The organism is Neotamlana laminarinivorans (assembly GCF_020523925.1).
In the GTDB taxonomy this organism is placed as follows: domain Bacteria; phylum Bacteroidota; class Bacteroidia; order Flavobacteriales; family Flavobacteriaceae; genus Neotamlana; species Neotamlana laminarinivorans.
The window spans coordinates 140,296-153,514 of sequence record NZ_JAJAPW010000006.1 but is presented as its reverse complement, the minus strand read 5'-3'; the positions used below and the strand labels follow the sequence as shown (position 1 = coordinate 153,514).

10 protein-coding genes are annotated in these 13,219 nt (G+C 31.8%); all 10 read right to left on the bottom strand.

The window, feature by feature from the left end; translation table 11 throughout:
- Positions 1-45: 45 nt before the first annotated feature.
- Entirely contained in the window at positions 46-627 is a 582-nt protein-coding gene (gene ruvA / locus LG649_RS13590; protein ID WP_226544364.1) for a Holliday junction branch migration protein RuvA, read from the bottom strand.
- A gap of 54 nt (positions 628-681) precedes the next feature.
- Positions 682-2,976: an NADP-dependent malic enzyme gene (locus tag LG649_RS13585; RefSeq protein ID WP_226544363.1), complete on the bottom strand. Its 2,295-nt coding sequence runs from the start codon at positions 2,974-2,976 to the stop codon at positions 682-684.
- A gap of 133 nt (positions 2,977-3,109) precedes the next feature.
- A complete protein-coding gene (locus tag LG649_RS13580) occupies positions 3,110-4,315 on the bottom strand; it encodes a sensor histidine kinase (RefSeq protein WP_226544362.1) in 1,206 nt (401 codons plus the stop codon).
- 121 nt (positions 4,316-4,436) lie between these two features.
- Entirely contained in the window at positions 4,437-5,351 is a 915-nt protein-coding gene (locus LG649_RS13575) for a hypothetical protein (RefSeq protein WP_226544361.1), read from the bottom strand.
- Between the two features lie 62 nt (positions 5,352-5,413).
- Positions 5,414-6,334: a tRNA epoxyqueuosine(34) reductase QueG gene (gene queG / locus LG649_RS13570; RefSeq protein ID WP_226544360.1), complete on the bottom strand. Its 921-nt coding sequence runs from the start codon at positions 6,332-6,334 to the stop codon at positions 5,414-5,416.
- A 2-nt stretch (positions 6,335-6,336) separates the two neighbouring features.
- The gene (locus LG649_RS13565) at positions 6,337-7,797 is read right to left on the bottom strand and encodes a P-loop NTPase fold protein (protein ID WP_226544359.1); all 1,461 of its coding nucleotides are present in this window, start codon (positions 7,795-7,797) and stop codon (positions 6,337-6,339) included.
- Positions 7,798-7,806: 9 nt separating this feature from the next.
- Positions 7,807-8,829 carry a Holliday junction branch migration DNA helicase RuvB gene (ruvB, locus tag LG649_RS13560; RefSeq protein WP_226544358.1) on the bottom strand — a complete coding sequence of 341 codons (1,023 nt, stop codon included), beginning with the start codon at positions 8,827-8,829 and terminating at the stop codon, positions 7,807-7,809.
- Between the two features lie 101 nt (positions 8,830-8,930).
- The gene (locus LG649_RS13555; RefSeq protein ID WP_226544357.1) at positions 8,931-10,715 is read right to left on the bottom strand and encodes a cytochrome c oxidase subunit I; all 1,785 of its coding nucleotides are present in this window, start codon (positions 10,713-10,715) and stop codon (positions 8,931-8,933) included.
- A 27-nt stretch (positions 10,716-10,742) separates the two neighbouring features.
- A complete protein-coding gene (locus LG649_RS13550) occupies positions 10,743-11,810 on the bottom strand; it encodes a cytochrome c oxidase subunit II (protein ID WP_226544356.1) in 1,068 nt (355 codons plus the stop codon).
- A 29-nt stretch (positions 11,811-11,839) separates the two neighbouring features.
- Positions 11,840-13,216 (bottom strand): quinol:cytochrome C oxidoreductase, encoded by a 1,377-nt coding sequence (locus LG649_RS13545; protein WP_226544355.1) that lies wholly within the window; start codon positions 13,214-13,216, stop codon positions 11,840-11,842.
- Between the last annotated feature and the right edge of the window lie 3 nt (positions 13,217-13,219).

Below are 13,219 nucleotides of genomic sequence, written 5' to 3'. Positions count from 1 at the left end.
CATTAGCTGTTTAAATAGATTGGGTTTAGTTATTATCAAAATTAATTATAAATTTTTAAGCGCCTCTTTTATAATTGCTTCAACACTAGCGTCTGGTTGGGCTGCCATAATTTTATTAACTACACGTTCGGCTTGTTTTTTAACATATCCTAACACTTCTAAAGCAGATAACGCTTCTTCTTTATTGGTATTGTCTTTTGTAATAGAAACTTCGTCAATATCGTAAATCTTTATGATTTTATCTTTTAGGTCAATAATAACACGCTGAGCAGTTTTAGCGCCTATACCTTTAATGGACTGAATTAAAGCTACATCTTCTCCTGCAATTCCTTCTCGAATTTGTTTTGGTGTTAAAGATGATAACATAGTGCGGGCAATACTAGCTCCAATACCACTTACAGATATTAATAACCTAAAAATTTCGCGTTCGGCTATTGATGCAAAACCATAAAGTGTATGCGCATCTTCTTTAATTTGAAGATGCGTAAATAACTTTAAGCTTTCTTTATCTGGTATTTGAGAGAATGTATGTAATGAGATATTTAGCATATACCCAACACCATTACAGTCTATAACAACATGGGTTGGGTTTTTCTCTACAAGTTTTCCTTGAATGTGCGTTATCATGAAATAGAACAGTTAGTCTCTGCCAAATGTAATAAAATTATTGTATTTAAGCCGTTATTGTTCTAGTTGCTCTAATTCCCATTTTTGTTTTTCTTGTGCATCTATAACTGCGATGGCCGTCATGTTTACAATTTCATCTACGCTTGCACCTAACTGTAAAATGTGAACTGGCTTTCTCATTCCCATCATAATTGGACCAATAGATTCGGCATCATTTAATTCTTTTAACAATTTATAAGTGATGTTTGCAGAATCTAAATTCGGAAAAATAAGAGCATTCACTTTTTTACCTACCAATTTAGAGAACGGAAATTTTTCGCGTAACATAGTATCATTTAAAGCAAAATCGGTTTGCAACTCACCATCTACATCCATATCTGGATTAGAGCGATGTAAATATGATACGGCTTCGGTTACTTTTGATGCTTTTGGGTTTACTGAGGAACCAAAGTTTGAATATGAAACCATTGCCATTACCGGGTTTAGGCCAAACATGGAAATTACCTTAGCCGTCATTTGACCAATTCTGGCTAAAGTTTTAGCATCTGGATCGATATTTATTGAGGTATCACTTAAAAATAAAGGGCCCCTTTTAGTCATCATTAAATTGGTTGTAGCCACTCGAGATATTCCTTTGGCTTTACCAATTAGCTCTAACATTGGTTTTACTACTGTTGGGTAATTTCTTGAATAACCCGAAATTAAAGCATCGGCATCACCTTCGTTAACCATCATTGCTGCAAAATAATTACGCTCGCGCATTAAACGTTGCGCACTGTAATAAGTTACTCCTTTTCGTTTACGCTGCTCCCAATATACTTTAGCATATTTGTTTTTGCGTTCGTTTTCTTCTTCAGTTTTTGGGTCAATTATTTCTATATCGGCATCAAACTCTAGTTCTGCCATTAAAGACTCTATTGTTTCTTTTCTTCCTAATAGAATAGGAATGGCAATGCCTTCTTCGTATACAATTTGAGCCGCTTTTAAAACATCTAACTGGTCGGCTTCTGCATACACTACACGTTTTGGATTTAATTTTGCTCTGTTAAGCAACAACCTAACCATTTTATTATCTGAACCTAAACGTTCTCGTAGTGTATCTGTATATTTTTCCCAATCTGTAATTGGTGTTTTTGCTACACCACTTTCCATAGCTGCTTTTGCGACGGCAGGAGGAATTTCGGCAATTAATCTTGGATCGAAAGGTTTTGGTATAATATAATCTTTACCAAAAGTTAATCTGGTTTCTCCGTAAGCAATATTTACTTGTTCTGGCACTGGTTCCTTTGCTAATCTTGCTAAAGCTTTTACCGCAGCCATTTTCATAGCTTCGTTTATACCTGTAGCCCTAACATCTAAAGCACCACGAAATATAAACGGAAAACCAAGCACGTTATTAACTTGGTTAGGGTGGTCGCTACGCCCAGTAGCCATAATAATATCGTCTCGAGTATCTATAGCTAATTGATAGCCAATTTCTGGATCTGGATTTGCCATAGCAAAGACAATAGGATCTTTTGCCATAGAAAGCAACATTTCTGGCGAGACTATATTGGCCATAGAAAGCCCGATAAACACATCGGCATCTTTCATGGCTTCATCAAGGGTATCTATTTTTCTATCGGTAGCGAATTCGGCTTTTTCAGATGTTAAACTATCTCTATCTTTTCTTATTACTCCTTTACTATCTAGCATTACCATGTTTTCTAACTTGGCACCACATGCTTGATATAAACGAGAACAAGAAATAGCCGCTGCACCTGCGCCACTAATTACAATTTTAGTGTCTTCTATTTTTCGGTTGGTTAGCTCGATAGCATTTAATAATGCTGCTGCAGAAATAATTGCCGTACCATGTTGGTCATCGTGCATTACTGGAATATCGAGTTCTTCTTTTAAACGACGCTCAATTTCGAAAGCTCCGGGAGCTTTAATATCTTCAAGATTAATTCCACCAAAGGTTGGCGCTATATTTTTTACGGTTTCAATAAATTCATCAACATTTTCGGTATCAACTTCAATATCAAAAACATCAATATCTGCAAATATTTTAAATAACAAACCTTTACCTTCCATAACAGGTTTACCAGCCAAAGCGCCAATATTACCTAAACCTAAAACCGCAGTACCGTTTGATATTACAGCTACTAAATTACCCTTTGAGGTATATTTGTATGCTGCTTCTTTATCTTTTTCAATTTCTAAACAAGGAACTGCAACACCTGGCGAATAAGCCAATGATAAATCGCGTTGGGTGGCATACTTTTTAGTTGGAACAATTTTTATTTTACCAGGAGTGGGTTTTGCGTGGTATATAAGTGCTTCTCTGCGTTTACTTTCTTCGCTCATAAAAGATTTTATTTTGAAAATATATTTTTGAGAATATATTATTTCTTAGATATTTAATTTATAAACAAAGATAGTAATACTATGAAATGATATGGTTATTCTTTAAAAAAAATAGGCCCTATGCAATTATTATTTATTTCTTTAAAATAACACTAAAAGTGGTTTGTTTGTTTAAGATAGAATTAACGTGTATTTCGCCTTGTAATTTTTTTATTATATTTTTTACGGTTGCTAAACCAATTCCATTGCCTGTTCGCCCAAATTTATCGTACTTATTTAATTTGTAAAACACATTGAAAATTTTTTCATGATAATTTTCATGAATTCCTGGGCCATTATCTTGTACTAATATTCTATAATGACTTGCTGTTTCGCATATATTTAAAGCTATATTTACTTGGTTTTTATCATTATATCTAATAGCATTATTAACTAATTCTCTAATAATTTGGTTAAAACCGTATTTGTTTACTTCTATTTCGGATAAGTTTGAATTTAAAGTAAAATTAACTTCTTTATAATGCTTAATAATATTGTCTTGTAAATCTGACTCAAATTCTTTTAAAGAAATGGCCTCTTTTTCTTTATTTAAAATACTGTCACGTGTATTATAACTTAGTAACCCATCTACCAAACTGGTTAAATCTTCTGATGATTTTATTATGAGTTCAAGCATATTTAAACCCGCATCGTCAATATCTAATTTATAATCTTGCTTAATAATTTGAGCTAAATTACTTATGTTTAGTAAAGGTGATTTTAAGTCGTGTGCTGCTAAATATGCAAATTTTTCTAATTCTTCGTTTTTAACCTTAAGCTCTTCTAATGTTTTGCTTAATGTTTGATTACTTTTACGTAATTTAAGTAAATTAACTACTTGTTTAGATAAAACTTTTAAGGTTTCTACTTGCGATTCACTTAAAGATTTTGGTTGATGATCTATAACGCATAAAGTACCTACAGATGATGATTCTCCATCTGTTAATGGTATACCCGCATAAAAAATTACATTAGGCTGGTCTACAACCAAAGGATTGTCGTGAAAGCGCTCATCTATTCTTGCATCATTTATTATAAACGGTTCTAAAGGCTTGTTTATAGCATGTGCACAAAAAGCGTATTCTTTTGGTGTTTCGGTAGCATCAACCCCATAACGAGATTTAAACCATTGCCTTTTACTATCTACTAAACTTACCAGAGCTATGGGTGTTTCGCATATTTGAGCTGCTATTTTAGTTATATTATCGTAATCTTCTTCTGGCAATGTATCTAAAATATTATAAGACTCTAGGTTTTCAAGACGTTCGGACTCGTTTTCTGGTATTGGTGGAGGAATCATAATACTTTAATTTTCAGAAAAGTAATGATTTTACTTGAGTTAGAAAAGAAAATTATATAATTACAAAAGCCTGAAATATTAAAAATATTTCAGGCTAAAAACTTTAAATTAAATTAATAATCTATTTACTTAGTATTTCTGCTCCTTCAGGTGCTGAGAAAAAATGTTTTTCAACAGTTGGTGAAAAACTTATATCTGAAACTTCAATATTCGTAATATATTCTCCTAATCCATTTTCCAACTTACTATCACTCCAGTATGTTTTATATCCTTTTGCAAATACAATTCCATCAACTTTAGTTGTACCTTGAATTACCGTGGTTTTTTCTGGTGCGTGCCCGCCTTCTGGAAAATATTCTGGATAAGAAACTATGTACTTAAAGGCATCTAACAAATTTGTTTTTGAGTTTATGTATAAAATGTAATAATCATCTGGTGCTAAACCTACACCTGTGTTATAAGTGGCTTTTACTACTATTTGCTCAATACCATTAAAAATAATTGATGGCAATAATTCTAAATTAACGCCTTCTCCATCTAACACAAAAGGTTGCCCTATAAAATATAGTGGAGTTAATGCCCAAAACTTAGTATCATACTTAAAGGACATACTATCTTTTGCTTTTACCCAAGCTTGTTTTCCATCCCACCCGTAAATAGATTCTGGATCTTCAATACTATTATGTCTCGCTTTATTACTCCAAGTATCAATAGTTTGGTACGAATCTCTAATTCCTTTCCCGCTTAAGGGCTGGTAATTAAATCTAAATGATAAATAACCATTACTAAACCATCGTTTTAAACCTCCGTGAGCTTCCATAGATTTCCACAAAGCTTTTCCTGCATCGGTTTTAGATAGCTTGTTTTGTGCTGCATTTACTCTTTTATTAATCCATGTTTCTTGAATATGGTATGTTGGTTTATCGGGTTCCGCTTTTTCTTCAATATTAATTTCAAGCTCTTTTTTAGAAGTGTCTTTACAAGACATTACACTAAGTAAAAGTGTAACTGCAAATAATTTTAGTAGTGTTTTCATTGTTGAATGTATTTTATATTTGGTTTTTATAAGTCGATGTAATTAGAATATCTTTCAAATAATTATTTTAAAAATTTAATGTTTCTGGTTAATCCAGAATATTTAGTACGTTTTACTGCAGATTTTTTAAACACTTTTCTAAAAGTTTCTTCGGTAACCTCTTCCCAATCTTTTTTACTCATAGAGAGTAATTCGGGGTGCGGATTAAATAGCGGCTCACTATGTGGTTTAGAAAATCGATTCCAAGGGCAAACATCTTGACATACATCGCAACCAAACATCCAATTATCCATTTTTCCTTTAAACTCTGTAGGCATATTTTCTTTTAACTCAATGGTTAAGTAAGAAATACATTTACTACCATCTACAACATAAGGCTCCACAATGGCTTCGGTTGGGCAAGCATCTATACAAGCTGTACATGTTCCACAATGGTCTGTTGTTGGTAAATCATATTCTAATTCTAAATCAATAATTAATTCAGCTATAAAAAAAAACGAACCCACTTTTTGGCTTAATAAATTACTGTTTTTACCTATCCATCCTAATCCAGATTTTGCCGCCCAAGCTTTATCTAATACTGGTGCAGAATCTACAAAAGCACGTCCAGAAACCTCTCCTATTTCATCTTGAATAAAATGAAGTAACGCCTTTAATTTGTCTTTTATAACAAAGTGATAGTCGGTTCCATAAGCATATTTAGAAATTTTAAAACTATCTGAATTTTGAGTTTTTGAAGGGTAATAATTTAACAATAACGATATTACACTTTTTGAATCTTCCACTAGCTTAGTTGGGTCTAAGCGTTTATCAAAATGATTTTCCATGTATTGCATTTTGCCATTCATGTTTTTATTCAACCACTTTTCAAGCCTTGGTGCTTCTTCTTCTAAAAACTGAGCTTTACTTACCCCACAAGATAAAAAACCGAGGCGTTTGGCTTCGGTTTTAATAAGGTTTGTATGTTTTTGTCTTGTATTCAAGCTTAATTGATTATTTCCAAGTAAACTTTAGTTGCCTCCTCTAAAAATTCAAAATAATTTAATTCATCTGGCTTCACCTGCTGATTGTCTTGTTTTTTTATCTCGTTACACTCAGTATAAAACCTATAGTCTTTACTTGATACATTTAAATTGAAATCATAAGATTTTAAATTTAAGTTTTTATTATTAACACCTAACCTATTTGTATTAAATGTTTCATGTTTTATTAACAAAACAAATTCAGCTATATTATTAAAATAATCTTCTTGATTAAGATATGAAAACCATTGATTATTTTTATTTTTTGCCTTACCAATAGCATTTAACAATTCGTTATTATTACCAAAAAAGCTAATAAGAAAATTAATTGTTAATTCAACTGTTAAATTATATCGTTTAAGAATTGATTCTACCTTGGCTAAATTTCTTTTTTTGTTAGGGTAAAATCGATTCGTATCAAAACCGTTTTTAAAACTAATTAAATCTCTAAAACTAATTATACCCGAATCTAAAAAAGTAAATAACACATATTTGACTTGGTCGCTAAACCTATAATCTTCATTGAAGATATTACCGTCAATATTAGTTTTTACTTTACTTAAATAAGTGTCAATAGCAGCTTTGATTAAAGTCGCAACATCATACCAAAATATTTCATTAAAAAATTTATTTATATATCCTTTAAAATCAGTACCGATCCCATATTTATGTTTATATAAGCTCTCAATATTGGCATAATCACAAACGATAATAACCTTATCAAAATCAAATTTATTATCATTTTCAACTCCTGAAAAATCAATATGAGCCGAGAAAATATTTAAAATTCTAAATATATGCTCAGGGTCTAATCTATCTAAATCGTCAATAACTAAAATAACCTCTTTTTTATTCTTATCTTTTAATTTAAAAATTAGAATTCTAATTAGTTCGGTAAAAAAATCCTCTTCATATATACTTCCTTTTTCATTTTTTAAGTTCTCAAGATAACTTTTAACTTTATTAAAATCATCTTCTTGGAAGCTTTTATGAAATTTGACGAATTCATCTTTTAAATGTTTAATACTTTCATAAATCTTTAAAGAAGCTGATCCATATTTTCCAGCGAAATGTAAAAAAGAAGAAAGAAAATCAACCTTTTTATTTAAATTATTAAAACTAAATAAATAATTATAAAGAGTTAAATGGTATGGAATGTCTAGTTTTAGAAAATCTTCTTTTGGTAATTTTCCTATTAACTGAAATAGAATATCATATTTTATTAGCTCAAATATATCTACATTTGAGGCTATTGAATAATTTACAGGATAAATATGAATAGCCTCATAACTATCATTGTCTTCAAAGAAATCATTTATAAAAGTTGTTTTTCCACTTCCAAAAATTCCAGAAAATAAAATTTTAGAATTATTAGACAATACGTCTTTAAAATTTTCATTTGGAATTGGAATTTTTTCAATCATATTTTGAATTTAGAACAAACCACCCTGTATATTACCTTTAACTTTCCCTAAATGTTTATAAGCTAATTCGGTAACTTCACGCCCTCGTGGTGTACGCATTATAAAACCTTGCTGTATTAAAAAGGGTTCGTATACCTCTTCAATGGTTTCAGAACTTTCGCTTACTGCTGTTGCTAAAGTTGTAATACCTACAGGCCCTCCTTTAAACTTATCTATAATTGTTATTAGTATTTTATTATCCATTTCATCTAAACCATGCGCATCAACATTTAATGCCTTTAATGCAAATTTAGCAATTTCAATATCTATAGAACCATTACCCTTTATTTGTGCAAAATCACGAACTCGTCGCAGCAAAGCATTAGCTATACGCGGTGTTCCTCTGCTTCTACCAGCAATTTCAATAGCAGCTTCCATAGAAATAGGAACACTTAATATACTTGCACTACGCTGTACAATTGTGGTGAGTAAATCGGTTTTATAATATTGTAATCTACTTTGTATGCCAAAACGTGCACGCATTGGCGATGTTAGTAAACCAGATCGCGTGGTAGCACCAACTAAAGTAAAAGGGTTTAAATTGATTTGTACGGTTCTGGCATTAGGGCCAGTTTCAATCATAATATCAATTTTATAATCCTCCATTGCGGAATATAAATATTCTTCAACAATGGGGCTTAAACGATGAATTTCATCAATAAATAAAACATCTCTCTCATCTAAATTAGTTAGTAAACCAGCTAAGTCTCCTGGTTTATCTAAAACTGGACCTGAGGTAACTTTAATACCAACACTAAGTTCGTTTGCTAATATGTGTGCTAAAGTGGTTTTACCAAGTCCTGGAGGCCCATGAAATAATGTATGATCTAATGCTTCATCTCTTAAATTAGCAGCTTGTACGAAAACCTGAAGATTTTCCAACACTTGATCTTGCCCAGTAAAATCGTTAAATGCTAGCGGACGCAATTTTTTTTCTACATCAATTTCTTCAGGAGAAAAATTTTGACTTGATGGATCTAAGTTTTCATTCATATATTATACCACTAATAAGTACAGGTATTATTTAATTTAAACAAATATAAACAAAAAAAAAGCCCACTTAAAAAGTGAGCCTTATATCAATATTTTATTTTTTAATGTTGAAGTTCTTCTTCTCCTTCTTTTAAAGGGATATGTTGAGGAACAAAATCTACATCATGACCTGGTTTACTATAATCGTATGCCCAACGGTGTACCTCTGGAATTGGACCTGGCCAGTTACCATGAACGTGCTCTACAGGAGTTGTCCATTCTAAAGTATTTGATTTCCATGGATTTTGCTCTGCTTTCTTACCGTAGAAAATACTAGAAAAGAAATTATAAAGGAATACTAATTGAAATGCTCCTCCTACTATTGCAAATACAGTAATAACAACATTTACATCAGCTAAATCATCAAATAACGGAAAATTACTATTCGTATAATAACGACGAGGTAAACCTGCCATTCCTATAAAGTGCATTGGAAAAAATACACCATATGCACATATTGCAGTTACCCAAAAATGTAAATACCCTAATTTTTTATTTAACATTCGCCCAAACATTTTAGGATACCAATGGTAAATACCAGCAAACATACCGTATAATGCAGATATACCCATTACTAAGTGGAAGTGAGCTACTACAAAATAAGTATCATGAACGTTAATATCTAAAGCAGAATCTCCTAAAATAATACCTGTTAAACCTCCTGTAATAAATGTTGATACCAAACCAATAGAGAATAACATAGCCGGATTCATCTGTAAATTACCCTTCCACAAAGTTGTTATGTAGTTGAAGGCTTTTACTGCTGATGGTATTGCAATTAATAATGTTGTAAAAGTAAATACTGAACCTAAGAAAGGATTCATTCCTGATACGAACATATGGTGACCCCAAACAATTGTTGATAAAAACGCAATAGCAAGAATTGAAGCAATCATAGCACGATAACCAAAAATTGGTTTACGAGAGTTTGTTGCAATAATTTCTGAAGTAATACCCAATGCTGGTAATAATACAATGTAAACTTCTGGGTGACCTAAGAACCAAAATAAGTGCTCAAATAAAACAGGAGAACCTCCTTGATAATGTAATACTTCTCCTTGAATAAATATATCTGATAAGAAGAAGGATGTACCAAAACTTCTATCCATTATTAATAATAAAGCAGCTGATAATAAAACAGGAAATGAAATAATACCTATTACTGCTGTAATAAAGAAAGCCCATATGGTTAAAGGTAATCTTGTCATAGACATACCTTTTGTACGTAAATTTAAAACAGTAACTACATAGTTAAGTGATCCTATCAAAGATGATGCTATAAATATAGCCATAGAAACCAACCAAAGCGTCATACCTGCACCAGAACCACCTTGTGCCATTGGAAGTGCACTTAACGGTGGATAAATTGTCCAACCTGCAGCTGCTGGTCCTGCTTCAACGAATAACGACAGTACCATAATTACACAAGATAAAAAGAATAACCAATAAGACACCATATTTAAGAAACCAGACGCCATATCACGCGCACCGATTTGTAATGGAATTAATAGATTACTAAATGTACCACTTAAACCAGCTGTTAATACAAAGAATACCATTATGGTACCATGAATTGTTACTAAAGCTAAATAAATATCTGCATCCATAACACCATCTGGTGCCCATTTTCCTAATAAAGCTTCAAATAAAACATTTGGTTGCTCTGGCCATGCAATTTGCATACGGAACATAATAGACATCATAATACCTATAATACCCATGATTGTACCAGTAATTAAATACTGCTTTGCAATCATTTTATGATCTAAACTAAAAATGTATTTAGTTATAAAGGTTTCTTTATGATGATGTCCGTGTTCTTCGTGAGTATCTGCGTGTGCTGACATAATCTTATATCTTGTTAAATCTAGTTATTAGTTAATTAGAGAGTTTTTAAATTCTTTTTGTTCTTTAATCCAAGCGTCATATTCTTCTTGAGTTTCAACAATTATTTTCATTTGCATGTTGTAATGAGAAGTACCACAAATTTTATTACAAAGCAATAAATAATCAAACTCGTAACGTTCTAAAGCATCTTCACCTTTAGCAATTAAGGCTTCACTTTTCTCGACTCTAATATTATTAATATTTTGAATTTTTTCTATCATTTCAGGAGTTTGTCTCATCTCCTCTGTTGTTACAGTTGGTGTAAAACCAAATTGCGTAATCATTCCAGGAACACAGTTCATTTGGGCTCTAAAGTGAGGCATATAAGCCGAATGTAAAACATCTTGAGAACGCATTTTAAATAAAACTGGTTTACCAACAGGTAAATGCAATTCAGTTGTAATTATATCATCTTGTGCATTAGGATCAGATTCGTCTAATCCTAAAATATTAGCTCTATCTATGTCTATTAAACGTACATTAGCCTTACCTAAAGTATTATCTGCACCAGCATATCGTGCTTTCCAATTAAATTGCTGAGCATATAACTCAACAACTAAAGGATCATCACTTTCATCGACTCCCATGATGTTAATCCAAGTGTTTAATCCATATATAATTAAACCAGCTAATACAATTACTGGTATAATTGTCCAAACTGCTTCTAACTTATTATTATCTGCAAAGAATAATGCTGTTCTTCCTTTTTCACCTTTATATTTAAAAGCAAAATAATGCAATAAGAATTGAGTTATAATTTGAACAGTAAAAATGATAACTAAAGAAATAGTCATTAAATTATCAATAGTTGGACCGTGTTCTGAAGCCGAATTAGATAATAATGGTAAATCACCCCATTTTACAACACAAACTATGGTAATGATATAAATAAATGCCAAGAAGCCCATCATTAAATAGCCATTAAGGGTATTATCTTTATCGTTGGCAATTTGTGAGTTTTCTGTTTTAGCTTGAGCTAAATCGAAAATCTTTACCATTTGCCAAATGGCAATTAATATAAATACTAAAATTACAATTGTTAATAAAGCAGTCATTGTTTCGTTCGTCTTTATTTATATCTTAATTAATAATGAAACTCTTCACTCTCTTTTATTAGAGGATAACCTTTAGCAAGCAAAGGTGCTTTTGTTAGTGCTGTAAATACAACAAGTATAAACAAACCAGCAAACAATAATATTGAACCTATTTCAGGTATTCCTATAAACCATCTATCTCCAACGGTTGCTGGCATAATCATATTAAAAATATCAATATAATGCCCAAATAAAATAACTAAACCTGTCATAACAACAAACCAAGGCATTCTCTTGTAGTCTGCATTCATTAACATTAATAATGGAAAAACAAAGTTTAATACGACCATGCCTAAGAAAGGTAATTTATAATCGTTGAATCTTGATACAAAGTATGTAACCTCTTCAGGAATGTTTGAATACCAAATTAACATAAACTGTGAAAACCATAAATACGTCCAGAAAATGCTTATAGCAAACATAAATTTGGCAACATCATGTAAATGGTTTGCATTAACAAACTCTAAATAACCACGAGTTTTTAAATACAATGTAACTAATGCAATTGCTGTGATACCACTAACAAACATACTTGCAAATACATACCAACCAAATAAAGTAGAGAACCAGTGAGGATCAACACTCATTATCCAATCCCATGACATCATTGATTCTGAGTATATGAAGAATACTAAGAAACCAGCAGCAATACGGAATGATTTTTTAAAATTACTTTTGTCTTCTGCAGTATCTTGAGCAACAGAAAATTTACGTGCAAAATAACGATATAAACTCCAACCTGCGATAAAAATTATACCACGAATAGCAAAACCAGGTATATTTAACCAACCTGACTTTCCTTGTATCAATTTATCGTGTGCTACAACTTCTGGATCCATCCAAATAAACAGATTATAATGACCTATTGTACCAGATGCCACAGCAATAATTAAAACAATAATTGCTCCAGGAAGCAGATATGCTGTTATACCTTCCATTACTCTAAAAAGTACTGGAGACCAACCTGCTTGAGAAGCGATTTGAATAGCATAAAAAGCTAAACAACCCAAAGAAATCATCATAAAGAAAAAAGCGGCAACATATAAAGCTGCCCATGGACGATTTGCTATTTGGTGTTGAACATGCTCGATATGTTTGGTATGTTCGTCTGCTTCACCTTGTGCGGATACTTCTGAGTGAACATCATGAGTTGCATGCGACGCTTCTTCTGCATGAGCGTTATGTGAAGTAGCTTCATGTGAATCTACTTCTTCATGACCACCACCATGGTGTGATTCTTCTGCAAGTAAGGTTTCAACTTCTTCAAAAGATTTATGAGACGTGGAAAAACCAATTCCAACACCTACCGCACCTAAAATGATTAGAACGATAGAAAATATCTTTAATTTACTTGAAAATGTGTACATATC